Below are 24,702 nucleotides of genomic sequence, written 5' to 3'. Positions count from 1 at the left end.
CCTTTTCTTAGCCGGCAAACGTGTAAGCGGTCTTCACCGTGGTGTAGAACTCTGCGGCATAGCGGCCCTGCTCGCGCGGGCCGTAGCTCGATCCCTTGCGCCCGCCGAAAGGCACGTGGAAGTCGACGCCGGCCGTCGGCAGATTGACCATGACCATGCCGGCTTCCGAATTGCGCTTGAAGTGCGTGGCATGCTTGAGGCTCGAGGTGCAGATGCCGGACGTCAGCCCGAACGGCGTGTCGTTGGCCACCGCCAGCGCCTCGTCATAATCCTTGACGCGGATGACGTTGGCGACCGGGCCGAAAATCTCCTCGCGCGAGATGCGCATGGCGTTGGTGGTTTCGGTGAACAGCGCAGGCTGCAAATAGAAGCCGCGGGTTTCGCGATCGAGCCGCTCGCCGCCGAAGGCGAGATCGGCACCTTCCTGACGTCCGATGGCGATATAGTCCTCGTCCTGTTTGAGCTGGCTCTGGTCGACAACCGGCCCGATCTGCGTCTTGGCATCGAGAGCGTCGCCGACGATCAGCTTGGCCATGCGGTCCTTGAGCACCTCGACGAAGCGGTCGTGGATGCCGTCCGTCACCACCAGCCGGGACGACGCCGTGCAGCGCTGGCCGGTCGAGAAGTAGGCACCGTTGATGGCGCAGTCGACGGCGACGGCAAGGTCGGCATCGTCGAGCACCACAAGCGGGTTCTTGCCGCCCATTTCGAGCTGGAACTTGCGCATGTGCTCGACGCTGGCGGCGGCGACGCGCTTGCCGGTGCCGACCGAGCCGGTGAAGGTGATGGCGTTGAGGTCAGGACTGTCGAGCATGGCCTGGCCGACCACCGAACCTTTGCCCATCACCAGGTTGAGCACACCCTTGGGCAGCCCGGCGCGGTGCAGGATGTCGACAATGGTCCAGGCGCTCTCCGGAACGAGTTCCGCCGGCTTGAAGACGATGGTGTTGCCGTAGGCCAGCGCCGGAGCGATTTTCCAAGCCGGAATGGCGATCGGGAAATTCCACGGCGTGATGATGCCGACGACGCCGACCGCTTCGCGGGTGATCTCGACGCCGACGCCGGGCCGCACGCTTGGCACCAGCTCGCTCGACAGGCGCAACGCCTCGCCGGCGAAAAAATCGAATATCTGGGCGGCCCGCACAGTCTCGCCGATGCCCTCGACCAGTGTCTTGCCTTCTTCGCGCGCCAACGCCCGGCCTATTTCATCTTTCCGCGCGGTGATCTCGTCCGACGTCTTCCTCAGCACCGCATGGCGTGCCAGCAGGCCCGATCGGGACCATGCCGGAAATGCCGCTTTCGCCGCGGCGATGGCCTGCCGAGCATGCTCCGCGCCCCCCGATGCATATTCGCCGACCACGTCGTCGAGATTGGACGGGTTGATGTTGCGGGAGCCGGCATCGCCTACCCACTCGCCATCGATGAGGTTCTTTCGAAACGGGATCATGTTGCTGTCTTCCTTGTCGTCCTTCGATCGCCGTCTATCTGGACCACCGACCGCCGCACCGCAAGGCCGAAGAAGGCAAACTTCTCCTTCTCGACAGGCATGTGATAGGTGTCGGGGGCGGGAAAAGACGATTCTTGTGTGGTGCGACGCGGATCGCACGGGAGGTAAAGTATCATGTCCGACAGCGCCTTGCCGCTGGTGATCAGCGCACCCGAACCGCGCACGCTCGACCTGATCTTCACGCCGGCTGCGCTGGCGAAATTTCGATCGAAATACCGCATCGTCGAAACATCGCCTGAAGGTGTCGCGGCGCTGCCGGCCGATATCCTTGGCGAGGCGCGCTACATTGTCGGCCAGCCGCCGATCACGCCGGAGACGCTGGAGAAAATGAAGGCGCTGCGCTGCGTCTTCAATGTCGAGAGCAACCTTATCGACAACATGCCGTACGAGGCGCTGTTTTCGCGCGGCATCCATGTCGTCACCACCGGGCTGGTGTTTGCAGAGCCGGTGGCCGAGCTCGGCCTTGCCATGGCGCTCAACCTCGCCCGCGGAATCGTCGACGCCGATCTCGCATTTCGTCAGGGCAAGGAGCTGTGGGGCGGCGACGGCAACCGGACGGCGCGGCTTCTTTCCGGCGCGGATGTCGGCATTATCGGCTTCGGCGATCTTGGCCGTGCGCTCAACCGGCTGCTGTCAGGCTTTCGCACGCGGACAAAAGTCTTCGACCCGTGGCTGCCGCCGTCGATCCTGATCGAAAACGGCGTCGAGCCGGCCTCTCTTGACGACGTTCTGTCGAACAGCGATTTCGTCTTCGTCGTCGCTTCGGTGACCAGCGAAAACCAGGGCTTCCTCGGCGCCGAGGCGTTTGCCAGGATGCGCAAGGGAGCCGCTTTCATCCTGCTCAGCCGAGCCGGCGTGGTCGATTTCCCGGCACTGATGGACGTCGTCCGCAGCGGCCATATCGTCGCCGCCAGCGATGTTTTTCCTGAGGAGCCTCTGGCCCAGGATCACCCGGTCCGTACGTTGCCGGGGTTCCTGCGCTCCGCCCACCGGGCCGGCGCGCTTGACATCGCCTTCAAGCGGATGGGCGACATGGTGCTGGAAGACATGGACCTGATCGACCGCGGCCTGCCGCCGATGCGTTCGAAGCGGGCCGAGCGTGAGACCGTTTCGCGAATGCGTTCGAAGCCGGTCGACAAGAATTAAGCCGCCTGCCGACGGTCGCACATGCTCAGACGGTGAAGGACCAAAACAGGCAGGCCAGTGTCGCTGCGGCGAAGATGACGAAGAACAGGCTTCTCAACAAGATGTTGCGGCGCAGCTCGTTGATGAACAGATGGCATCCGACGACGCCTGCGACAAACAGGAAGCGCCAGTTCAGGAGTGCGGAGAGCACATCGCGCTGACCGAAAGCAAATCTCGCGGCGAGACATCCAACGATGAGCGCAAACAACACGATGACCGTCCAGAAGATCGCATCGGCGGCATGTGTCAGGACGATGCCAGCGAGCCTGATCGGCAGAACCATCATCAGCAGTGCGCTGAAAAAATAGATCGCCGCGAGCGGAATGAACGTCCCCGCATCGGCGACGTCGCTCAAGCGCTTGGCGCCGATCGCGCCATAGGGATAGCCATGCCTGGCCACCGCCAGGCTGAGCGCCATCAGCAAGGCCGTCAGCACGGCGGCAAGCGCGAATGAGGTCAGGGCTTTGCTCATGAGGCTCCCGTTCCGAGCGAATCGAAGTCAGAACGTTGGTAGCCCATGGTTTGTAAATTGCTAGTAAGCATCATGCAGCGGCGCGGCAGAGTTCCTCGGCGCATCACTCCGCAGCTTGCAGACGCCGCCCGTCGATAATGGTCTTGATCTCGGCGCGGCAAGAGCCGCAATTGGTGCCGGCGTGAAGGGCGGCGCCGATTGCCGCGACGCTGGTACAGCCGCCGCGTACCGCTTCCGCGATCTGGTTGGCACCGACCCCGAAACAGGCGCAGACGATGGCACCGCGGTCGACGCTGTTGCCGCCCGGCCGCCCGGCGACAATCGCCAGCCGCGCCTGCCGATCGGCATGGTCAGCACCAAGTTGTTCGACCGCCCAGCCGCGCGACACCGCTACCGGGGTAGGCGCAAGATAGAACGCGCCGACCAGCCGATTGCCTGCGAAACGGGCGAAGCGATGGTGCCCGCCGGCGATGTCGTGATAGGCGAGCGTCTCGCCTTCGAGGCCGAACAGCGAGGCGGCAAACCCGGTCCAGTCACGGCCGGACTGCAGCGCAATTTCAAGGCGCCAGCCGGCGGGGCAGCGGGCGAGGCTCCAGTAATCGGCGTCGATCGATGCGGGTCGTTCGGCAAGCACGGCGAAGCCGAAGGCAGTGGCGGCGAACCGCTGGATGCGGGCGGCAACGTTCTTCGAGGCCGGCTGACCTGAAATCGCATCGGTCGTCGGCGGGACCAGTGCATCGACACGCGCGCGGGCGGAGATCTGATCGGTCCAGTGCATCGGAACGAATACAGAGCCTTGGCGTTGGCGCACCGTCACCAGCGCGCGGACCAGCACCTCGCCATGGCCAGTCGAGACGCGCACGATGTCGGCATCGCCGATACCATAGTGCTGCGCATCCGCCGGGTGGATTTCGACGAACGGTTCGGCCATGTGCTGCGACAGGCGCGGGCTCTTGCCGGTCCGCGTCATGGTGTGCCAATGGTCGCGGACGCGCCCGGTGTTGAGGACGAGCGGGTAGTCCGGGTTGGTGCGGGTTTGTGCGGCTGGGCGGATGGCAATGAAGCGCGCCTTGCCGTCGGGCGTGTAGAAGCCGCCATTGGCGAAGAAGCGGATGCTGGCTGAGCTATGTCCAGCCTGAACACCCCCCTCTGGCCTGCCGGCCATCTCCCCCTCAAGGGGGGAGATTGGCGGTTTTGCCGGCTGCGCCCACTCATCAACCTGGGAGACTGGCGACAGCCGAGCAGCAGGCTGATCTCCCCCCTTGAGGGGGAGATGGCCGGCAGGCCAGAGGGGGTCATCTGCGACGGCCTCCACCTCGGTGGGGCGACCCGGAGAGGTCGAGACTTCACCACCGACCCCACCCCGTCCCGCTTGTTTCGCTTTGCTCAACGCGCGTGCCGACCCTCCCCTCAAGGGGGAGGGTGAGGCCGGCGCTGGCCATTGGAACGGCAGAAGATCCTCATAGGCCTCTGCACCGATATCGCCATACGCGCCTATATCAAAATCGCGCGCGCCGTCATTCTCGAAGCCCGACAGCGCCGCGTGCTCGGCGAAGATGTCGGTCGGCGACACATGCGAAAACGCCTCGCCGAAGCCCATCAGCTTGGCAACTTCAGCGATGATCCACCAATCTGGCCTTGCCCCGCCGGGCCTGGCCAAAAAAGCCCGCTGGCGCGAGATGCGGCGCTCCGAATTGGTGACGGTGCCATCCTTTTCGCCCCATGCGGTGGCCGGCAGCCGGACATGGGCGTGGCGGACCGTGTCGGTCTCGCCCAGCACGTCCGAGACCACAACAAACGGGCAGGCCTTGATCGCCGCTTCGACGGCATCGGCATCCGGCATCGAATCGACCGGGTTGGTGGCCATGATCCACAGCGCCTTGATGCGTCCGTCGGCCACCGCTTGGAACATCTCGACCGCTTTCAGGCCGGGTTTTTCGGCGACGGTTGGGGCATTCCAGAAGCGCCGCACGCGTTCGCGGTGCTCGGGGTTTTCGATCTCCATGTGGGCGGCCAGCATGTTGGCCATGCCGCCGACCTCACGGCCGCCCATGGCGTTGGGCTGGCCGGTCACCGAGAACGGCCCGGCGCCGGGCTTGCCTATGCGGCCGGTGGCTAGATGGCAGTTGATGATGGCGTTGACCTTGTCGGTGCCCGAAGACGACTGGTTCACGCCTTGGCTGTAGACGGTCACCGTCTTCGCCGTCGCGGCAAACAGGCTGTAGAAGCGGGCCAGTTCGTCCTCACTGAGACCCGTGGCAGCCGCGATGCCGGCAAGATCGAGCGCCGAGGCGGCGAAAAGCGCTTGCCCGAAGCCGGTCGTGTGCGCCGTGATATAGGTGCGGTCCAGCGCGTTGTGCTGGCCGAGATAGGCGAGCAGCCCGGTGAACAAAGCGACGTCGCCATCGGGCGCGATCGCCAGATGCATGTCGGCGATGTCTGAGGTCATTGTGCGGCGAGGGTCGATCAGCACCACCTTCATCTCGGGCCGCTTTTCCCGGGCGGCGGCAATGCGCTGGTAGAGTACCGGATGGCACCAGGCGAGATTGGAGCCGACCAGCACGATCAGGTCGGCAAGTTCCAGATCCTCGTAATTTCCCGGAACGGTGTCCGAGCCAAAGGCGCGGCGGTGGCCGGCGACCGACGAGGCCATGCACAGGCGCGAATTGGTGTCGATATTGGCCGAGCCGATAAAGCCTTTCATCAGCTTGTTGGCGACGTAATAGTCCTCGGTCAGCAACTGGCCGGAAACATAAAAGGCGACCGAACCGGGGCCGTGTTCGGCAATGGTTTGCGAGAAGGTCGAAGCGACAAGGTCGAGCGCTTCGTCCCAGTCGGTGCGGCGACCGTGGATCTCCGGGTATAGCAACCTGCCGTCGAGGTCGATGGTCTCAGCCAGCGCCGAGCCTTTGGAGCAGAGCCGGCCGAAATTCGCCGGGTGGTCCGGGTCGCCACGAACGGTTATTTCACCGTCCGCGGCGACCTTCGCCAGCACGCCGCAACCCACCCCGCAATAGGGGCAGGTGGTCCTCACCTCGCGCGCTTCATCAATCTGCATGGTTCACGCCGCGCGGCTGGCCAGCGCTTCAAGCGCAATGAACAGCCGCTCGCCGTCGATCCGCACCGCAATGGTGCGCACCGCGCCCTCGTCCGCGCCGAGCGCCTTGCCTGTCTCCAGCGAGATCACCCAATTGTGCAAGGGACAGGTCACCGCCGTGCCATGGACGATGCCCTGGCTGAGCGGCCCACCTTTGTGCGGGCAATGGTCGTCGATGGCGAAGACTTGATCGTCGGCCGTGCGGAAGACGGCGATCTTGCCTTCGGGCGTGGCGACGCAGCGCGCGCCGCGACGCGGAATGTCCGAGAGCGTGCCTATCGATACCCAGTTCATGTGGCTATTCCTCTTTTGCGCGTGTTCTTGTCCGAAAACGCATTCCACTTTTCGGGAACACGCGCCTACTCCGCCGCCTGGGCAAAGCCGACCGAAGCCATCGGCCGGAATTCATGCTTGTCCTTGCCGGAAGCACGTTCCGACCATGGGTCGACCTGGGCGAATTTCTGCGAAAAGACGAAGCGGTCGAAATAGGCTTTGCGCTTCTCGCCATCGTCCATGATCTGACGCTTGATCTCAGCTATGCCGACGCGCTTGGCCCATTTGTAGATACGCTCGAGATAGCGGCCCTGCTCGCGATACATCTGCGTCAACGCCACGATATGCTCCAGCGCCTCGTCCTCGGTCTTGACCAGGCCGAGCACTTCGGTGCCCTTGATGTCGAGACCGGCGGCGCCGGCGAAATGGATCTCGTAGCCGCTATCGACGCAGATCACGCCGACATCCTTGCAGGTCGCCTCGGCACAGTTTCGCGGACAGCCCGACACCGCCATCTTGACCTTGGCCGGGGTCCACGAGCCCCACATGAATTTTTCGATACGGATGCCCAAGCCGGTCGAATCCTGCGTGCCGAAGCGGCACCAGTCCGAGCCGACACAGGTCTTCACCGTGCGCAGTCCTTTGGCATAGGCGTGGCCGGAGACGAAGCCGGCCTGGCCGAGATCGGCCCATACCGCCGGCAGGTCTTCCTTGCGGATGCCGAGCATGTCGATGCGCTGGCCGCCGGTGACCTTGACCATCGGGATCTCGAACTTGTCGACGACGTCTGCGATGGCGCGCAATTCGGCGGCGTTGGTGACGCCGCCCCACATGCGCGGCACTACCGAATAGGTGCCGTCCTTTTGGATGTTGGCGTGGACGCGCTCGTTGATGAAGCGCGACTGGTAATCGTCGGCGTATTCGTCGGGCCAGTCGCAGACGAGATAATAGTTGAGCGCCGGCCGACATTTGGCGCAGCCGCAGGAGGTCTTCCACTCCAGTTCCTGCATGACGGCGGGAATGGTCTTCAAGCCCTTGGCCTTGATCAGCCGGCGGACCTCGTCATGGCCAAGCGCGGTGCAGCTGCACATCGGCTGGACCGCCGCGGGGTTGTATTTGTCGCCGATGGTCAGCACCATCAGCTTTTCGACCAGCCCGGTGCAGGAGCCGCAGGAGGCCGACGCCTTGGTGTGGGCGCGCACATCGTCGAGCGAGGTCAAGCCCCTGGCCGTGATCGCGCCGGTGATCTTTCCCTTGCATACGCCGTTGCAACCGCAGATTTCCGCATCATCCGGCAAGGCTGCAACGGCCGCCATAGGGTCCAGGGGGGCGCCTCCCTGGTAGGACTGGCCGAAGATGAGCGTATCGCGCATCTCGGATATGTCGGTCTGCTTCTTCTTGAGGTCGTTGAACCAGGCGCCGTCCGCCGTCTCGCCATAGAGCACGGTGCCGATGATGCGGTCGTCCTTGAGTACCAGGCGCTTGTAGACGCCGGCCGCGGCATCGCGCAGCACGATCTCCTGGCGGTCATCGCCCTCGGCGAAGTCGCCGAGAGAGAACAGCTCGATGCCGGTGACCTTGAGCTTGGTCGGCGTGTCCATGTGGACGAAAGCCGCCGCCTCATTGCCGGCCAGATGGCTGGCGGCGACGCGCGCCATCTCGTAGAGCGGCGCGACCAGCCCGTAGACCTGGCCGTTGACCTCGGCGCATTCGCCGATTGCGTAGATATCGGGATCGTTGCTGCGCATGCCGGCGTCGACGACGATGCCGCGATTGACCGCAATGCCGGCTTCCTTCGCCAGCGCCGCATTCGGCCTGATGCCCACCGCCATGACGACGAGCGTTGCGGGAATGACTGTGCCGTCGGCAAGCTCCACCCGCTCGACCTTGCCGTTGCCGGTGATCGCCTGGGTGTTGGCCTTGGTGATGACCTTGATGCCGCGCTGCTCGACGGCGCGCTGCAGGAGATATCCGGCGGCCGGATCGAGCTGACGCTCCATCAGCGTCGGCATGACGTGCAGCACGGTGACGTCCATCCCTTGCGCGTTCAGACCCGCAGCCGCTTCCAGGCCGAGCAGGCCGCCGCCGATGACCACCGCCTTGGCCCGCGACTGGGCGGCAAGCATCATCGCCCGGACGTCGTCGAGATCGCGATACGTGAGCACGCCGGGCAGATCATGGCCTGGCACCGGAATGATAAACGGCACCGAGCCGGTGGCGATGACGAGCTTGTCGTAGGGCTCGGTCACGCCATGATCGGAGGTGACGGTCTTTGCCTGCCGGTCGATGGCGACGATCTTGTGGCCCTTGTAGAGGGTGATGCCGTGCTTGATGTACCAGCCGTCGCCATGGATGATGATCTCCTCATAGGCCTTTTCGCCCGACAAAACCGGCGAGAGCATGATGCGGTCGTAGTTCACGCGCGGCTCGGCGTTGAAGATGGTGACCTGGTAGCGCCCAGGCGCCTTTTCCAGGAGGTGCTCCAGCATGCGCCCGGGGGCCATGCCGTTGCCGATGATGACGAGTTTCTCGGTCATGTCCTGATCCACTCCGGTCTCACTCAGCCGCGTAGGAAAGGCCTGAAGCTTCGTCAGACGCCGTGCGCTCCATCCGCCGGATGGAAAAATGCATCCAGGCAAAGCAGGTGGCGACGATGACGAAGAGCAGCATGAAGCAGCTCGACCAGACGCCGGTGAGGTCGTTGAGCGCTCCGAAGACGATTGGCAGGATAAAGCCGCCGAGCCCGCCAATCATGCCGACAACGCCGCCGACCGCGCCGACACTCTGCGGATAGTAAGCCGGGATGTGCTTGTAGACGGCAGCCTTGCCGAGGCTCATGAAGAAGCCGAGCACACAGGCAACGGCTATGAAGGCGAGCGGGCCGACCTCGAAATGGAAGGCGATCGGCCCGCTGACACCGCGCACGACGTAATCTGCCGAGGGGAGAGACAGAACGAGAGTCGCGGCGGCACTGACAGCGAAGGTCCAGTAGAGCACGGTGCGGGCGCCGATCCGGTCGGAAAGCACGCCGCCATAGGCGCGGAAAATACTTGCCGGAATTGAATAGGCCGCCCCGATCATGCCGGCGGTCGCAAGCCCGAAGCCGTAGACGCCGATCAGGTAGCGGGGCAGCCACAACGAGAGCGCCACGAATGCACCGAAGGCGAAGAAATAATAGAAGGCGAAGCGCCAGACCTGCAGGTTCTTGAGCGGTGCGAATTCCTGCAAGAAGCTTCTCGCGGGCGCTGCCTTGCCGGCGCGGCGCTCGCGGATGACCGGATCGTCGCCGGTCGTGAACCAGAAGACGGCGGCCATGACGACGAGTGCTGCCGCCCAGATCAGCGCGACCGACTGCCAGCCCCAGGAGAGAAGCACGAACGGTGCCAGGAACTTGGTGACCGCGGCGCCGACATTGCCGACACCAAAAATGCCAAGCGCCGTACCCTGCTTGCCGGCCGGGAAGAAGCGCGAGACATAGGCGACACCGACGGCGAAGGAACCGCCGGCGAGCCCAACGCCTAGTGCGGCGACCAGCATCTGCCCGTAGGTGTGCGCAAAAGCGAGCAGAAAAGTCGCGACCGCCGCCGCAAGCATGGTCGCGGTGTATACCAGCCGTCCGCCAAAACGGTCGGTCCAGACACCGAGCACCATACGGACGAGCGAGCCGGTGAGGATCGGCGTGCCGACGAGCAGGCCGAACTCCGTCTCGTTCAGCCCCAGCTCCTGCTTTATGCGCACGCCGATGATTGAAAAGATCGTCCACACCGCGAAGCAGACGGTGAAGGCGATGGTGGACATGGCAAGCGCCTGCCGGGGAGCGCTGTCCTGGCTGGGCGCGGCTGGGAGATTTGCGGTCATTTTCTGGCTCCGGTTTGCGGCGTGGGAGGCACCGCCCTTGTCTGTTCGTTCGCGACTGTCAGCGGCGCAGCATCGGCGAACTGGTTGAACCCGACCTTTGCGCGGTCACTTCGAGACCCTTGCCGTCAGTCTTGGCGCCGGCGGGAAAGAGGACGAGCGCGGCGGTGAACAGCGCGCTGCTGGCCAGAAAATGGCGGCGCGTGAGCCCGCGAGGCACGCGCCAGTTCCAATCCGTTTCGTCATCGTCGTCTCCGGTTGGGCGCCGCTTGGGACCAGCGCCGTCGATTGCGTCAAAACAAAAAAGCCGCCGGCCAGGTCTTCGCGTCCGGGGTTCCGGGAGCGCGTGTGGACCTGAGCGGCAGCTTTGCCTGTGGCGCCCGCCATTGGACGCCGTTTCACTTGGCCCTTGCGGACCCTACATTTTGAAAAGCAGGAAGCGTGCCAATTCGACAGCGCTCTTAATTATCGAATGAAATCAATATGAACCGCAGCCGCGCGACTTTTGACCAAGCTCGGCAGCGGATCAAAGATTAGTCAAAATGCCTTGCACGGCAGCATAATATTTGTGCAATGCGGTAGATTGCCCATTGCCGATGCAGATTGCCAATGATGACGAGTTTTCCCGTTATGGCCTTACTCCGCGGCTTCGACGAAGCGGTGGCGTTCGTAGAGGAATTTCAGCACCGCCTCGCGGCAGCGCAGGAAGGTGCGGTCGGAGGAAAGCTCGATGCGCCGACGCGGCCGGGCCAGCGGCACGGGAAGAACCTCGCCGATGGTGGCCGCCGGCCCGTTGGTCATCATGACGATGCGGTCGGACAACAGCACCGCCTCGTCGACATCGTGAGTGATCATGATCATCGTCGAGCCGAGCCTCGAATGGATATCCATCACCGCGTCCTGCAGATGCGCGCGCGTCAGCGCGTCGAGCGCGCCGAACGGCTCGTCGAGCAGCAGGATCTTCGGCTCCATGGCCAGCGCCCGGGCGATGCCGACGCGCTGCTTCATGCCGCCCGAAATCTCGGCCGGACGTTTGTCCTTGGCATGCGCCATCTGCACGAGATCGAGATTGCGCATGATCCATTCATGCCGCTCGGCCCGGCTCTTTGTGCCGCCGAAGACCTTGGATACCGCGAGGTTGATGTTTTCGTAGACGGTCAGCCATGGCAGCAGGCTGTGGTTCTGGAACACCACGGCGCGTTCGGGACCGGGGCTGTCGACCTCCTTGTCTTCCAACAGAACCGCGCCGGCGGAGACCTTGGTCAGGCCGGCGATCAGGTTGAGCAAGGTCGACTTGCCGCAGCCGGAATGGCCGATGATCGAGACGAATTCGCCTTTGTCGATGGTCAGCCGGATGTCCTTGAGCACGTCGCTGACTTGGCTGCCGCGGGCGAAGGATTTGTCGATGTGGTCGAGTTTCAGATAGGCCGTCATCGTCCCTCTCCTCACTTTGCCGTTGTGCCGCGGGTGACGAAGGCGCCGACCGCCGCGACCAGGCGGTCGAGGCAGAAACCGGTGACGCCGATATAGGCGAGTGCGACAATGATGTCGGGCAGGCGCGACGAGTTCCACGCGTCCCAGATGAAGAAGCCGATGCCGACGCCGCCGGTCAGCATTTCGGCGGCGACGATGGCCAGCCAGGACAGGCCGATGCCGATCCGCAGGCCGGTGAAGATGTAGGGCGCGGCCGCCGGCACCATGATCTTCACAAAGAACTCGAACTGGTTGAGCCGGAGGATACGGGCGACGTTGCGGTAGTCCTCGGGGATGTTGCGGACACCGACCGCGGTGTTGATGATGATGGGCCAGATCGAGGTGATGAAGATGACGAAGATCGCCGACGGGCTGGAATCGCGGAACGCCGCCAGCGACAGCGGCAGCCACGCGAGCGGCGGCACCGTGCGCAGGATCTGGAAGACCGGATCGAGACCGCGCATCGCCCAGATCGACTGGCCGACGAGCGCGCCGAGCGCGACGCCGACGATTGCTGCCAGGCCGAAGCCCATGGCGACGCGCTGCAGCGACATCAGCACCCGCCAGGCGAGCCCAATGTCCTGCGGGCCATTGTCGAAGAACGGGTGGGCGATCAGGTCATAGGCCTCGTTCCAAACTTGGCTTGGCGGTGGCAGGCTGGCTGTGGGCGACGAACAGGCGACCTGCCAGACGACGAGCATAATGGTGATGACGATGACCGGCGGCACCAGCGTGCTGGCCAGCTTGCCTGCGATCGCGGCCGGGTCGAAGCGGCGCCGCGCCCTGGCGGTGAAGGCGATGATTTCGGCGGGCTTGGCAGGCGCGGGGAACGGCTTCACCTTGCGGTCCTCGATGGCTTGGATAGACATTTCTCGAACGTTCCTTTGGCATTTGGCGACAAGCGGCGCCGTTGCGCTTGTGGCGACAAACGGCGCGAGCGCCGTTTGCACCGTTCAGGCCGATGCCTTGATCTTCAGGCTGTCGAGATAGGCGGACGGGTTCTCCGGATCGAAGACCTTGCCGTCGAAGAAGGTCTCGACGCCGCGCGATGAAGACGCCGGGATATCGGCCGCGGCGACACCAAGATCCTTGGCCGCCTCTCGCCACAGATCCTCGCGATTGACCTGGGCGACCAGCGCCTTGATGTCGGTGGTCGGCGCGAACTTGCCCCAGCGGATGTTTTCGGCGAGGAACCAGCTGTCGTGGCTCTTGAAGGGATAGGACACGCCGCCCTGCCAGAACTTCATGTAGAGATCGGTGCCGTTGGCGACGCGGCCATTGCCGTAATTGATGTCGCCCTTGAGGCGGCCGATGATGTCGGCAGTCGGCACGTTCATCCATTGCCGCTTGCCGATGATGGCGGCCATCTCGTCCTTGTTTTCCTTGGCTTCGCACCATTGCTGGGCTTCCATGACCGCCATCAGGATCGCCTTGGTGGAGTTCGGGTACTTGTCGATGAAGGCGGCGCGCAGGCCGAGCGCCTTTTCCGGATGGCCCTTCCACAGTTCGCCGGTGGTGGCGGCGGTGAAGCCGACGCCCTGGTGGACGAGCTGCTCGTTCCACGGCTCGCCGACACAGAACACGTCCATGTTGCCGACCTTCATGTTGGCGACCATCTGCGGCGGCGGCACGACGATGGTCGAGACGTCCTTGTCGGGATCGATGCCGCCGGCAGCCAGCCAGTAGCGCAGCCAAAGATCGTGCGTGCCGCCCGGGAAGGTCATGGCGGCCTTCACCTCCTTGCCTGCGGCCTTTTTCGCAGCGAAGGCGTCCTTCAGCTTGGAGGCGTCGAGGCCGACACCGGTGCCGGCATATTCCTGGGCGACAGAAATGCCCTGGCAGTCGTAGTTGAGCCGGGCCACGATCGCCATCGGCAGCGGCTGCTTGTTTTGAGTCACCTTGCCGGTGTGCATCAGATAAGGCATCGGCGTCAGGATATGGGCGCCGTCAATGCCGTTGGCTTCGCCGCCGAGCACCAGATTATCGCGCGTCGCCCCCCAGGAGGCCTGCTTGAGCACCTCGACGTCGGGCATGCCGAATTTCTCGAACAGGCCTTTCTCCTTGGCAATCATCAGCGGCGCCGCATCGGTCAGCGCTATGAAGCCGAGCTTGGCGCCGGTGACTTCCGGCGCGGCGGGCGCCGCATAGGCGCCGGAGGGCAGCAGCGCACGCGCCGCGGCCAGCGTTGCCGCGGTGGCCGCGCTGATCCTCAGGAAATCGCGGCGGCCGATCGCCGTTTGGGCGGAATGGCTATTGGTGCTTTTCGTCATCGTCATCTCCGGTTGGGCGCGGCTTGGGATCGGCGCCGTCGATTGCGTGTTCGACCAAAACAAAAAAGCCGCCGGCCAGGCCGCGCGCGTCCGTCCATCCGGGATCGCGTGTTGACCTGAGCGGCAGCGTTGCCTGTAGCGCCCGCCATTGGACGCCTATTCCGTGACCCGAGAAGAGTCTGCCTATTGCAACGCAGGAACCGTGCCAGTTTCGGAATGGATGACAAACATCAACGAGATCAACGACATGCCAAAATCGTCGGCGCGCCGGCCCGCTGGGCGAGCAAGCCAAAGATTGTTCATTAGCGCAGTTGCACGCACATTTTTTGTGCAGCGCACAAGAATGCCGCCGAAATGATCAGACTTCGGCGCGCGCCAATTTCTGGCCGGCAATGTAGGCGTCGATCTCGTCGGGATCGAAGATCTGGCCATCGAAGAAACCATCGGGACCGAGCACCAGGCTTGCCCCCGCCGAACCGACCGGAGTCGCGGCCTTCAGCGCGCCCTCGACCTTGGCATTGGCACCGGGAAGCGCTACGCCAAGCGGCTTCAACGCCGAGCGGTAGAGATCGGGGCGGTAGCAGTCGCGGGCAATAGCGAGGTTTTCCGGCGTGTGCGCGACATGCCCCCAGCGCACCATCTGCGTGTAGAACCACAGCGCATGGCTCTTCCACGGGAAGTTCGCCGCCTTGTTGAAGGGCAGAAAGAAGTCGCCGACACTCAGTTCGGCGCCGCCGCCGAGCGCCAGATGCCCGCTGAGGATCGGCATCTGCAGCGCCGGCGCAAGCCCGAGGAAGGCCGGCTGCGCCATAAGGGCCGCGAGTTCGTCACGGTTTGCCGGATCCTGGCACCAGCGCGCCGCGTGATGAAGCGCACGCAGCAGGGCTGAAAGCGCGTCCGGCTCTCTTTCCGCCCATGCCTTGCGCACGCCGACGACTTTCTCGGGGCTGGTCTTCCAGATGGCCGCCTTGACCGTGGCGATATGGCCGGTGCCCGCGACGACCGAGGCGCTGTTCCAGGGTTCGCCGACGCAGTAGCCGTCGATCCTGCCGGCGGCGAGTGCGTCGGCCATGAAGGGGGGCGGCACGATGACGATCTCGATTTCACGCGACGGGTCGATGCCACAGGCGGCGAGCCAGTAGCGCAATTCGTAATTGTGCCCGGAGTGCGGATGGACGACGGCGAAGCGAAGCGGATCGCCGCCGCCATTCGCCCGTTCACGAATCAGCGCTCCCAACGCCTTGCCGGCCCGCGCCGGATCGAGATCGGGTTGGGCGCCGTGCGCGGCCATGCCGGCCCAGACCGCGTTCGAAACCGTCACGCAATTGCCGCCGAGGCCGAGCGAAAACGGCACGACGGTATCGGAGGCGAGCGGCGTCAGCCCCAGATTGCAGGCGATCGGCATCGGCCCCAGCATATGCGCCAGATCGAAATGGCCGATGGCGATGCGGTCGCGGATGTTGGCCCAGGATGTTTCCCGGTTGAGCGTCAGGTCGATGCCTTCACGCAGGGCGAAGCCGATTTCCTTCGCCGCGACAAGGACAGCGCTGTCGAAGAGCGGCATGAAGCCAGCATTGATCCGGTGCTCGGCCGCCATTCTCAACTCTCCTCGGGATCCAGCAGGCCTGCCGCCGTTACCAGGCTCTGGGCGATCTCGGCGATCTTGCGGTTCTGGTTCATGGCGGTCTTGCGCAGCAGCGTATACGCCGCGTCCTCCGACAGGCCGCGCGACTTCATCAGGATGCCCTTTGCGCGATCGATCACCTTGCGGCTTTCCAATTCGCTGCGGGCTTCTTCCAGTTCGCGCGCCATGCGCGAAAACGCATTGAAGCGGCTGATTGCCATGTCGAGGATCGGCTTGACCCGCTCCTGACGCAGGCCGTCGACGACATAGGCCGACACTCCGGCTTCCACCGCTGCTTCGATCGAAGCCTGATCGGAGCGGTCGACGAACATGGCGATCGGCCGCTTCACCACGCGCGAAAGCTGGAACATGTTTTCGAGCATGTCGCGGTTGGGATTTTCGAGATCGATGACGATCACGTCGGGTTCGATCTCGGCTATCCGCCGCGCTATGCCGGCGACGTCATGGATGACCGTGACCTGCTGATGCCCGGCCTCCCGCAATCCCGCTTCGATTATCGAAGCGCGGATGTGGTTCTCATCGATCACCAGGACAGTGAGGGATTTGCGGATCATGCCGCATTTTGCGCAGGCGAGACGATTGTGCAATGCGGCATCGCGAGATTCACGGAAACAAAGCCGGCGTCCAGGCGCCGCCTGAGGAATTGGACGCGACGGCCAGCGTCGCGGCGGTGGTGCTGGGGCGGTCGGCGACAACGAACGGGCAACGCGCCTGTCCGGCGTACGCTGCTGGCAGGTGATCACCGCGCTCTACGTTATCTCGAGCGTGCTCGTCGGCACTGCACTACATCGGCCTGATCAAGGCCGTCGCTCGCCGACCCGCTGGTGCTGCCTTGGGTGGCCGCCGCCGTCGTCGGCGGCACCTCGATCTTCGGCGGCCGCGGCGGCTGCACCGGCACAATCAACGGCGCTGATCCCTACCGCGCTGACGACGCTGCTGACGATTTTGCAGATGCCGGAAGGGGCGTGGTGGATATTGTTTGGGTTAATCGTGCTGTTTGTGACGGCGGCCTATTTGCGGATTGTGGAGGAGAGATAGGGGGAAGCTGAGGCGGGGGCTGCTTTGACCCAATCACGACGCTCACTCCGGTCAGTGGTAACGTCCGGATTTGGCGCGCGATTCCGACCTCAGCGAACGAAGTTATGACACGCCATTCCAGTGTATGCTTGCTTCGCCAAATTGGGTGTGCGCTGCAATAGCAGCCCGAGACAGTCGCGCTTGCCGAAGGGGCTGTCGGCTTTGACGGGATTGGCGTAAGCTACAGTTAAGGGGGTGCACACATGCACCGCATCATCGCCATAGCGATCTTAGTTCTCGCGGCCGTGTTCAGCTCCGCGCGGGCGGAGGTGCTGATCGGCGTCTCGGCTGCGATGACGGGACGGCTCGCCTGGATCGGCGAGCAGGGACAGCGCGGCGCGGAGATGGCAGTGGCCGACGTCAACACGGCGGGCGGCGTGCTCGGCCAGAAGGTGAGGCTCATCTCGGTCGACGACTTCTGCGATCCCGAGCAAGCTGTGGCGGCCGCCAAGAAGCTGGTGGCTGACGGGGTCGTGCTCGTCGTCGGGCATTATTGCTCCGGGGCCTCGATCCCCGCATCAAAAGTGTACGAGGAGGCAGGCGTCGTTGAGATATCCCCAGGCTCGACCAATCCGCAGCTGACCGAACAGGGCCGTGCCAATGTCTTTCGCACCATTGGCCGCGACGACGCGCAAGGTTTCATCGCCGGCAACTACCTTGCCGATCGCTGGGGCAACAAGAAGATTGCGATCCTCCACGACAATTCGACCTATGGGAAGGGTCTCGCCGACGAGACCAGGAAGCAGCTGAACAAGCGGGGCGTGACTGAGGCCGTTTACGACGCATACATTCCCGGGAAGGACGACTATTCGGCCGAGGTCGCTACGTTGCAGACCGCCGGCGTCTCCGCCTTATATGTGGGTGGGTATCATGCCGAGGTTGCGCTGATTGCTCGCGCTGCACACGACAGTGGCTACACGGTTCAGCTCATATCCGGAGATGCTTTGGCGACCGAGGAATTTGCCCTGATCGCCGGCCCCGCGGCGGAGGGGACCCTCTTCACGTTCCCGGCGGACCCGAGGCGAAGCCCCGAAGCGGCCGCGGTCGTTGAGCAGTTCCGTGCGGAGAATTTCGAACCCGCGGGCTACACGCTGTTGAGCTACTGCGCGGTCCAGGTTTGGGCCCAGGCAGTCTCGAAGGCAGGTTCGCTGGAGCAGAAGGCCATCATTGCGGCACTGCACGAACAGGAATTCGACACCGTCATCGGCCGGGTCGATTTCGACGACAAGGGCGACCTCACGAAGCAGAGTTGGGTTTGGTACGTCTGGCGCGGCGGAGAGTACGTGCCGGTTGAATAGGGTTCGCTGATCGCCGGCGTGCCGGCTGAGATGTCTAGTCTGATGCAGACCAGTGTGGCCGGACTGTTCCGACTCGCCGAGCTTGAACGCCTCGGCATACGCGGCCGGCTGTTGCTCGCCTTTTTCGGGATCAGCGCCCTTGCGGTGCTGGCAACCGCTGCGGCGCTTTATGCCTTCCTCCAGGTTGGCGACGTCGTGGACCGAATTACCACGGATCGAGTGCCGTCGGCGCTCGCCTCCCTCCAGCTGTCGCGCCAGGCCGAACGGGTCGCTGCTGCCGCGCCATCGGTGCTGGCAGCGACAAGCAGGGCTCAGCACAGCGAGGTCTCGGCTGCCGTCGCGCTCGAGATGTCCCGCCTCGAGGCCCTGCGCACGGACCTCCGGGATGCCACGTTGGGCACAGTGCCTTTGGCCGAGATCGAGGAAGCCGCGATTGTTCTGAGGCGCAACCTGAAGGAGCTCGACTCTCTTGTTGTCGCCCGGCTCGACGTGGTCGCCCGCAAGGAGGAGCTCCTGAACCGCCTCGCCGCGACGACGACCGGAAGCCAGCGCCTTGTGGCCACCGGCATCCTAGTAATGGATTCCAGGCTCCCGCAATGGCGGGCGGTCGCGGCCGACACGTCGCTGTCGCCCGATCGACGCGCAGCGGCGATGGCCGACCTGGTCCAGGCGATTGCGGCTTACATTCCCCAGCAGAAGGCGCAGCTGGAGATCTCGGCGGTCAACGACGCGCTGGTGAAGGTCGCGAACGCGCCGACGCCGGGCGACCTGGCGTTGATCCTTTTTCCGCTACGCCGTTCGCTCACTGCTCTTGAAAAGGTTTCCACGGAGATCGACGAAAAGCTGCGGACCCGCTTCCGGCAGCGTGTTGACGAGTTCAGGGGTTTGACCGACGGCGAGGACAGCATCCCCAAGGTGCGGGAGGACGAGTTTGCTGTCCTGGCACAGGGCGAAAGGCTTCTGGCCGAGAACAATCGACTGTCGCGCAATCTCACCGCTGGCGTCGATCGCCTGGTCGCCACGGCAGATCAGGAGATCGCTGCGTCCGGTCGCGAAGCCGCGCTCGTCCAGCGCTACGGCACCGCGGTTGTACTCGGCTCCGCCTTTCTCAGCCTCCTGAGTTCGGTTCTGGTTGTCTGGCTCTATGTCGACCGCAGCCTCCTCGCCCGACTGGGGGCCGTGAGCCAAGGCATGCTCGCGATTGCGGGGGGCAATCTTCGTGCGCCGCTGCCAGCCGCGGGCAGCGACGAAATCGGGCGCATGGCCGAAGCGCTGAGACTCTTCCGGGATACTGCTGTCGAGGTCGAGGAAAAGAACCTGCGCGACGTTGCGGAAGCTCGTCAGCGGCTCATCGATGCCATCGAAAGCATCTCCGAAGGATTCGCTCTGTACGACTGGGAGGACCGGCTCGTCCTCAGCAACAGCCGCTACCGCGAATTGCTCTACACCGGTCTGGAGACCGAACTGACGCCCGGCACGACATTCGAGCAAATCATTCGCCGATCCGCTGAGCGCGGCTACATCAGGGACGCCGAGGGGCGGGTCGAGGAGTGGGTCGCCGAGCGCCTCTCGCGGCACCGCAACCCTGGCGAACCTTGGGTGCAGAGGCGAGGCGACGGGCGATGGGTCATGGTCAGCGAGCGGCGGATCAGCGCCGGCGGCACGGTCGCCGTCTATTCGGACATCACTGAGCTGAAGCAAAGGGAGGAGAACCTCGCCGAGAAATCCGTGGTTCTGGAGGCGCTTTCCAGCAAGCTGGCGAAGTATCTGGCGCCCCAGGTGTATCGCTCGATATTCACCGGCCGCCAGGAGGTCAGGATCGCCAGCCAGCGGAAGAAACTGACAATATGCTTCTCCGATATCGCCGGCTTTACCGAGACCACTGACAAAATGGAATCCGAGGATCTCACCCAACTCCTCAATCACTATCTGACGGAAATGTCGAAAATTGCTTCGGATCACGGCGCGACGATCGACAAATATGTCGGCGACGCGATCCTGATGTTTTTCGGCGATCCCGAGACTCGCGGCGTCAAGGAGGACGCGCTGGCTTGCGCGCAGATGGCACTTGCAATGCAAAAGCGGATTAGCGAGCTTGCCGAAGTCTGGCGGGACATGGGGATCGAAACACCGCTGCGCTGTCGCATCGGCATCCATACCGACTACTGCACCGTCGGTAACTTCGGCAGCGAGGACCGGATGGACTACACGATAATCGGCGGCGCCGTGAATCTCGCCTCGCGCCTGGAGCAGGAGGCGCCGCCGGGGGCCATCCTCATTTCCTACGAGACGTTTGCGCAAGTGAAGGACGCAATCGACTGTGAGGAACTGGGGCAAGTCCAGGTCAAGGGGATCGCCTATCCCGTCGCCACCTACCGCGTCATCGATCTGAAGGCCAATCTGGCGGCCGCTCGTCGTGCTGTTCGAACCGAGCTGCCGCACTTCAGGTTGGAACTTGAACCGGAGCTGATGTCCCCTGACGAGCGTGGCGATGCCGCCAATGCACTTCGAGACGCGCTGGATCGGCTTCGTCACAAGCCTGGGTAGTAGGGCTTGGTCCACAACGACCCCTCCCAATGGACACAAGGAGTGGGATGTGGGACGCCGCTCATTGGCGCTATCGATGCGAAGGCCGCAGAACGGTCGCGGTCAGTCTTCGAACTCGGGCGGAACGTCCGCATCGGAGCCGAGACTTAACATTCACGGCATCACTGGCAAGGTCCGGATATGGCGCAAAACAGACTTAGCCCCTGCCTGATGAGCGGTGCTTTCTCAGTGTGAGTTCGTCCCCCCATCACACCAAACTCCCCTGCTCCGCCTCCTCCGCATTGGGATCCCCCGGTGCCGTTGCCCAGGCGAGCTCCACCAGCGTCACCGTCCGCCGGCCGGCTCCGTCGAGCTGGCATACGATCAGCCCCTGCTCCTCGATATAGGTCAGCAGGCGCCGGGCGCGGCGCAGCGAGTGCGAGCCGTAGGCGCGGGCGATTGCCGCGTCGCTCGGGCAGGGCCAGCCCTCCTTGGCGGCGCGAGCGATCATCATGAACACGCCTTGCATGTCCTCGGGCAGCAGCGAGGCGCGCGCCGAGACGTCCTGCCAGGCGTCGTCGCCCGCCATGTCGGAGCCGAGGCCGGCGCGGGCGCGGGTCAGCATGCGGCGGAACTCGGGCAGGTCCGGCACGACCGAGGCGAGGCCCTCGATGCGGCAGCGGACCACGAACTCCTGATAAAGCACGCCGATGACCCGGAAGCCGGCATCGGGTTGCGCCAGCACGGCGCGCAGCACCCGGTCGACGCGCTCGCGCCGCTCCGCCAAATCCTCGGCGCTGATTTGCGCCTCCGCTGCTTCCGGGCGGATTTCCAGCGCCGCCGACTTCGCCGCCATCAGCTGATCGAGTAGATCCGGCGACGAGCGGCGCTGCGGCCGGACGGTTTCCGGCGGCGGGGCCGCCAGGATGATCGCACGGGCATCCTCCAACGCCGATTCCGGCAGCGGCATCAGGCGCGGGGTCGCGTTGCGCGGGCTTGTATCTGTCGGGCCGATGCGCAAGCCGAGCGGACGGCGCGACAGCGCCGGGCCGAGCGCCATGAATTGCCCGCGCTCGAGGTCGCGAAAGGCCTCGGCCTGGCGCCGCTCCATGCCGAGAAGGTCGGCGGCGCGCGCCATGTCGATATCGAGAAAAGTCCGGCCCATGAGGAAATTGGAAGCCTCGGCGGCGACGTTCTTGGCAAGCTTGGCCAGCCGCTGGGTGGCGATGATCCCGGCCAGCCCGCGTTTGCGGCCACGGCACATCAGATTGGTCATGGCGCCGAGCGAGAGCTTGCGCGCCTCGTCCGAAACCTCGCCGGCGACGGCCGGCGCGAACAGCTGCGCCTCGTCCACCACCACCAGCATCGGGTACCAGTGGTCGCGGGCGACCTCGAAAAGCCCGCCGAGGAAGGCGGCGGCGCGCCGCATCTGGTTCTCGGCGTCGAGCCCCTCGAGATTGAGCACCGTGGAGACGCGGTGGATGCGCGCCCGCTCGCCGGCGCTCTGCAGGCCGCGCTCGGTATGCTCCTCGGCGTCGATCACCAGATGGCCAAAACGGTCGCCCAGCGTCACGAAGTCGCCTTCGGGGTCGATGATGGTCTGCTGCACCCAGGGCGCGCTCTGCTCCAAGAGCCGGCGCAGCAGGTGGGACTTGCCGGAGCCCGAATTGCCCTGCACCAGAAGCCGCGTCGCCAGCAGTTCCTCAAGATCCAGCGCCGCCGGGGCGCCTGCGCTCGTCTGGCCCATCTCGATCGCAACGGTCATGTCTCGACTCTCCTTGCGGAGAGGGCTTATCAACCGCATCACAGCCCGTCGAGCGCGCCATGGCCGGCGCTCCGTGTTGCGCACAGGCTGGATGTCGCGGACGATCGAGGATACGGAACGTACCGTTTCGATTCGATAAGGCTTGTCTCTTCAGGTCGAAAACCGGTACCCGCCTTTCACCGGCTGGGCCTGCCTGGCTTTCTGCGAGCCGGCGCGCGCGGCCGCCGCAAGAATGCTCTCCATCAGGTCCTTTTCGCGCAGCGGTTTGCCGAGCAGCGGCACGTCGGGGGGCCGGTCGGCGATCGCGTCGGCATCGGCATATCCCGTTATCATCACCGCCGGCCAATCGGACCGCAGATTCCGGGCGAACCGAATGACCTCCAGGCCCGAGACGAGCGGCATGGCAAAATCGGTGACGATGACATCGAAATCGTACGGCGCCCGCTCGATCATCGCCAGCGCTTCGGCACCGCCCCCGGCACAGGTAACCGCAAAGCCGTGTTGGCGAAGCGATTGCGCCGTCAGTTCCCGTAGTACATTGCTGTCGTCGATCAGCAGGACCGATGGATAGTCCTCGCCGGCATTCCCGACGCTGTCGTCGGCATCGGACTTCTCGGCGATTTCCACCGGGCGCTCGATTGAACGCGGCAGCCAGAGCTGGACGGATGTTCCACTGCCGACGGTGCTTTCAATGCGAAGCGTGCCGCCCGATTGCTTGACGAAACCATGCACCGTGCTCAGACCGAGGCCAGTGCCTTTGCCGACCGGTTTTGTGGTGAAGAACGGTTCTACGACCTTGGCGAGAATGTCAGCCGGTATGCCCGACCCCGTGTCCTTGACCGTGACCACGACATAGTCGCCCGCCGAAATATCCTCGGCTGCACTGCCTAGCGTTCGATTTTGCGCCTCCACGATTATCGTGCCGCCGGACGGCATGGCATCGCGCGCGTTGAAGACCAGGTTCATCAGCGCGAGCTCCAGCTGGCTGGCATCGACATGCGCCGGCCACACAGTGTCGTCGACAAGCCAATCGAAACGGATCAGGCCGCCCAGGACCGGGGCCACCAACCCGTTCATTGTATCGCCGAGCGCGGCGAGGCGCACGGCCTGCGGCCGCAGCGTCTGGCGGCGCGAGAAGGCAAGCATGCGGTTGACGAGCTCGGCGCCTTGTTTTGCCGACCGGCGTGTCAGTTCCAGAACCTGCCTGGTCTGTCCGTCGAACTCGGCATGGCGCTCGAGCAATCCCAATCCGCTGAGAATTGCGGCAAGCAGATTGTTGAAATCATGCGCCAGGCCGCCGGTAAGCTTGCCGATCGCGTCGAGGCGCTGCGACTGCAGCAGCTGGTCCTCAAGCTCGCGCCGCTCGGTAACGTCCAGCAATGTGCCGAGGATCTCGGGGTTCCGGCCGTCGGAGCCATTCGACAGGACGCCCTGGTCGAGAAAAATCCGGTAATTGCCGTCGGCGCATTGCCAGCGGAATTCGCAGGTGTAGGAGCCGGTGGCCTTGGCTGCGAGCAGGACCTCCCTCACTCTCGGCAGATCGTCGGGATGAACGCGGCTCAGGCCGAAGCCTGGATCGGCGGTCAGCCGTTCCGCAGGAAAGCCGGTCAGGCGTTCGACCCCTTCGGTGACAAAGCTGGCGCCGAACGGCGGCTCCGCCGCCCTTGCGTGGAAGCAGACCGGAAGAGAGCTCAAAATGGCATGCTGCCGCTCCTGTGCGCTGCGCAGCGCCCGCTCGGCCTCGAGCTTTTCCTTCTGCGCCTGCAGTGCCTGGGCCAGCAGCCGTTGCTCGGCAGCCGCCTTTTGCTGGATTTCGAGCGTCTTCTCATGAAGTTCGACGAACACGGCAACCTTGGAACGCAGCATGGCCGGGTCGAAAGGCTTGAACACGTAATCCACCGCGCCGGCGTCGTAGCCGCGCAGCATGTGCGCGTCTTCCTTGTTGATGGCGGTGAGAAAAATTATCGGCGTTCGCCTGGATTGCTCGCGCTGGCGGATCAATCCCGCGGTCTCGTAGCCATCCAGCCGGGGCATCAGCACGTCCAGCAGGATGACTGCGAAATCCTCCTTCAGCAGTGCGCGCAACGCCTCTTCGCCCGACTGCACGCAGACGACTTCACCGATAGGGGCCAGAACCTCGCCGATCGCCAGCAGATTGCGCTCGTCGTCATCCACGGCCAGGATGCGCGCCTTTGCCGGCCCCGCTGCCGGCGCCATGACCTCCAGCTTCCTTGCTCCGTTTCTCGACAGCTTCTGCAT

Annotated in this window: 18 protein-coding genes and 1 pseudogene; 5 read left to right on the top strand and 14 right to left on the bottom strand. The window is 64.3% G+C overall.

Annotation, left to right across the window (positions count from 1 at the left end; genetic code table 11):
- Positions 1 to 7: 7 nt before the first annotated feature.
- Positions 8 to 1,444: an aldehyde dehydrogenase family protein gene (locus tag NKJ28_RS08600; RefSeq protein WP_352635063.1), complete on the bottom strand. Its 1,437-nt coding sequence runs from the start codon at positions 1,442 to 1,444 to the stop codon at positions 8 to 10.
- A gap of 177 nt (positions 1,445 to 1,621) precedes the next feature.
- Here NKJ28_RS08600 and NKJ28_RS08595 point away from each other — a divergent pair, with 177 nt between their 5' ends.
- The gene (locus tag NKJ28_RS08595) at positions 1,622 to 2,653 is read left to right on the top strand and encodes a hydroxyacid dehydrogenase (protein ID WP_352623309.1); all 1,032 of its coding nucleotides are present in this window, start codon (positions 1,622 to 1,624) and stop codon (positions 2,651 to 2,653) included.
- Between the two features lie 25 nt (positions 2,654 to 2,678).
- Here the strand turns inward: NKJ28_RS08595 and NKJ28_RS08590 are convergent, their stop codons facing one another.
- The 9 genes from NKJ28_RS08590 to NKJ28_RS08550 form a co-directional block, all read right to left on the bottom strand.
- Positions 2,679 to 3,164 carry a hypothetical protein gene (locus tag NKJ28_RS08590; protein ID WP_023676299.1) on the bottom strand — a complete coding sequence of 162 codons (486 nt, stop codon included), beginning with the start codon at positions 3,162 to 3,164 and terminating at the stop codon, positions 2,679 to 2,681.
- 103 nt (positions 3,165 to 3,267) lie between these two features.
- Positions 3,268 to 6,222: a nitrate reductase gene (locus NKJ28_RS08585; RefSeq protein WP_352634972.1), complete on the bottom strand. Its 2,955-nt coding sequence runs from the start codon at positions 6,220 to 6,222 to the stop codon at positions 3,268 to 3,270.
- Between the two features lie 3 nt (positions 6,223 to 6,225).
- Positions 6,226 to 6,555, bottom strand: coding sequence for a nitrite reductase small subunit NirD (gene nirD / locus NKJ28_RS08580; RefSeq protein WP_023676297.1), 330 nt, complete (start codon positions 6,553 to 6,555; stop codon positions 6,226 to 6,228).
- A 65-nt stretch (positions 6,556 to 6,620) separates the two neighbouring features.
- Complete coding sequence (gene nirB, locus NKJ28_RS08575; RefSeq protein ID WP_023676296.1) at positions 6,621 to 9,071, bottom strand: nitrite reductase large subunit NirB; 2,451 nt, start codon at positions 9,069 to 9,071, stop codon at positions 6,621 to 6,623.
- Positions 9,072 to 9,090: 19 nt separating this feature from the next.
- Positions 9,091 to 10,392, bottom strand: coding sequence for an MFS transporter (locus NKJ28_RS08570; protein WP_352634970.1), 1,302 nt, complete (start codon positions 10,390 to 10,392; stop codon positions 9,091 to 9,093).
- 58 nt (positions 10,393 to 10,450) lie between these two features.
- Complete coding sequence (locus tag NKJ28_RS08565; RefSeq protein ID WP_023676294.1) at positions 10,451 to 10,609, bottom strand: hypothetical protein; 159 nt, start codon at positions 10,607 to 10,609, stop codon at positions 10,451 to 10,453.
- 416 nt (positions 10,610 to 11,025) lie between these two features.
- Positions 11,026 to 11,823: an ABC transporter ATP-binding protein gene (locus tag NKJ28_RS08560; protein WP_352634969.1), complete on the bottom strand. Its 798-nt coding sequence runs from the start codon at positions 11,821 to 11,823 to the stop codon at positions 11,026 to 11,028.
- An 11-nt stretch (positions 11,824 to 11,834) separates the two neighbouring features.
- Positions 11,835 to 12,731 (bottom strand): nitrate ABC transporter permease, encoded by an 897-nt coding sequence (ntrB, locus tag NKJ28_RS08555; protein WP_352634967.1) that lies wholly within the window; start codon positions 12,729 to 12,731, stop codon positions 11,835 to 11,837.
- A gap of 84 nt (positions 12,732 to 12,815) precedes the next feature.
- Positions 12,816 to 14,132: a CmpA/NrtA family ABC transporter substrate-binding protein gene (locus tag NKJ28_RS08550; RefSeq protein WP_352634965.1), complete on the bottom strand. Its 1,317-nt coding sequence runs from the start codon at positions 14,130 to 14,132 to the stop codon at positions 12,816 to 12,818.
- On the opposite strand from NKJ28_RS08550, the gene NKJ28_RS08545 reads away from it, so the two are divergent.
- Positions 14,119 to 14,247 (top strand): hypothetical protein, encoded by a 129-nt coding sequence (locus NKJ28_RS08545; RefSeq protein ID WP_352448433.1) that lies wholly within the window; start codon positions 14,119 to 14,121, stop codon positions 14,245 to 14,247. The two genes, NKJ28_RS08550 and NKJ28_RS08545, sit on opposite strands and share 14 nt — an antisense overlap.
- 243 nt (positions 14,248 to 14,490) lie before the next feature.
- Here the strand turns inward: NKJ28_RS08545 and NKJ28_RS08540 are convergent, their stop codons facing one another.
- Both NKJ28_RS08540 and NKJ28_RS08535 read right to left on the bottom strand, forming a co-directional pair.
- Complete coding sequence (locus tag NKJ28_RS08540) at positions 14,491 to 15,729, bottom strand: CmpA/NrtA family ABC transporter substrate-binding protein (protein WP_352577826.1); 1,239 nt, start codon at positions 15,727 to 15,729, stop codon at positions 14,491 to 14,493.
- Positions 15,730 to 15,731: 2 nt separating this feature from the next.
- A complete protein-coding gene (locus tag NKJ28_RS08535; protein WP_023676288.1) occupies positions 15,732 to 16,331 on the bottom strand; it encodes an ANTAR domain-containing response regulator in 600 nt (199 codons plus the stop codon).
- Positions 16,332 to 16,458: 127 nt separating this feature from the next.
- On the opposite strand from NKJ28_RS08535, the pseudogene NKJ28_RS08530 reads away from it, so the two are divergent.
- The 3 genes and pseudogenes from NKJ28_RS08530 to NKJ28_RS08520 form a co-directional block, all read left to right on the top strand.
- A pseudogene (locus NKJ28_RS08530) lies at positions 16,459 to 16,815 on the top strand (ABC transporter permease subunit); the annotation flags it as partial.
- A 242-nt stretch (positions 16,816 to 17,057) separates the two neighbouring features.
- A complete protein-coding gene (locus tag NKJ28_RS08525) occupies positions 17,058 to 18,152 on the top strand; it encodes a branched-chain amino acid ABC transporter substrate-binding protein (protein WP_352448431.1) in 1,095 nt (364 codons plus the stop codon).
- 42 nt (positions 18,153 to 18,194) lie between these two features.
- Complete coding sequence (locus NKJ28_RS08520) at positions 18,195 to 20,699, top strand: adenylate/guanylate cyclase domain-containing protein (RefSeq protein ID WP_352454712.1); 2,505 nt, start codon at positions 18,195 to 18,197, stop codon at positions 20,697 to 20,699.
- Positions 20,700 to 20,946: 247 nt separating this feature from the next.
- On the opposite strand, the gene NKJ28_RS08515 is transcribed toward NKJ28_RS08520, so the two are convergent.
- Positions 20,947 to 22,443, bottom strand: a complete 1,497-nt coding sequence (locus NKJ28_RS08515) for a helicase HerA domain-containing protein (RefSeq protein WP_352568365.1) — start codon at positions 22,441 to 22,443, stop codon at positions 20,947 to 20,949.
- 150 nt (positions 22,444 to 22,593) lie between these two features.
- Positions 22,594 to 24,702 carry a PAS domain-containing hybrid sensor histidine kinase/response regulator gene (locus NKJ28_RS08510; RefSeq protein ID WP_502896637.1) on the bottom strand — a complete coding sequence of 703 codons (2,109 nt, stop codon included), beginning with the start codon at positions 24,700 to 24,702 and terminating at the stop codon, positions 22,594 to 22,596.

This window comes from Mesorhizobium sp. M0145, assembly GCF_040322355.1.
GTDB lineage: Bacteria > Pseudomonadota > Alphaproteobacteria > Rhizobiales > Rhizobiaceae > Mesorhizobium.
This window is presented reverse-complemented; position numbering and strand designations above follow the sequence as displayed.

Excerpts from the sequence above, each read along its gene's own strand:
- NKJ28_RS08520 (WP_352454712.1), top strand. The coding sequence starts at position 18,195 with ATGCAGACCAGTGTGGCCGGACTGTTCCGACTCGCCGAGCTTGAACGC.
- NKJ28_RS08585 (WP_352634972.1), bottom strand. The coding sequence starts at position 6,222 with ATGCAGATTGATGAAGCGCGCGAGGTGAGGACCACCTGCCCCTATTGC.
- NKJ28_RS08510 (WP_502896637.1), bottom strand. The coding sequence starts at position 24,702 with ATGCAGAAGCTGTCGAGAAACGGAGCAAGGAAGCTGGAGGTCATGGCG.
- NKJ28_RS08515 (WP_352568365.1), bottom strand. The coding sequence starts at position 22,443 with ATGACCGTTGCGATCGAGATGGGCCAGACGAGCGCAGGCGCCCCGGCG.
- NKJ28_RS08550 (WP_352634965.1), bottom strand. The coding sequence starts at position 14,132 with ATGACGAAAAGCACCAATAGCCATTCCGCCCAAACGGCGATCGGCCGC.
- nirD (WP_023676297.1), bottom strand. The coding sequence starts at position 6,555 with ATGAACTGGGTATCGATAGGCACGCTCTCGGACATTCCGCGTCGCGGC.
- NKJ28_RS08535 (WP_023676288.1), bottom strand. The coding sequence starts at position 16,331 with ATGATCCGCAAATCCCTCACTGTCCTGGTGATCGATGAGAACCACATC.
- NKJ28_RS08595 (WP_352623309.1), top strand. The coding sequence starts at position 1,622 with ATGTCCGACAGCGCCTTGCCGCTGGTGATCAGCGCACCCGAACCGCGC.
- NKJ28_RS08540 (WP_352577826.1), bottom strand. The coding sequence starts at position 15,729 with ATGGCGGCCGAGCACCGGATCAATGCTGGCTTCATGCCGCTCTTCGAC.
- ntrB (WP_352634967.1), bottom strand. The coding sequence starts at position 12,731 with ATGTCTATCCAAGCCATCGAGGACCGCAAGGTGAAGCCGTTCCCCGCG.
- NKJ28_RS08590 (WP_023676299.1), bottom strand. The coding sequence starts at position 3,164 with ATGAGCAAAGCCCTGACCTCATTCGCGCTTGCCGCCGTGCTGACGGCC.
- nirB (WP_023676296.1), bottom strand. The coding sequence starts at position 9,071 with ATGACCGAGAAACTCGTCATCATCGGCAACGGCATGGCCCCCGGGCGC.
- NKJ28_RS08570 (WP_352634970.1), bottom strand. The coding sequence starts at position 10,392 with ATGACCGCAAATCTCCCAGCCGCGCCCAGCCAGGACAGCGCTCCCCGG.
- NKJ28_RS08560 (WP_352634969.1), bottom strand. The coding sequence starts at position 11,823 with ATGACGGCCTATCTGAAACTCGACCACATCGACAAATCCTTCGCCCGC.
- NKJ28_RS08525 (WP_352448431.1), top strand. The coding sequence starts at position 17,058 with ATGCACCGCATCATCGCCATAGCGATCTTAGTTCTCGCGGCCGTGTTC.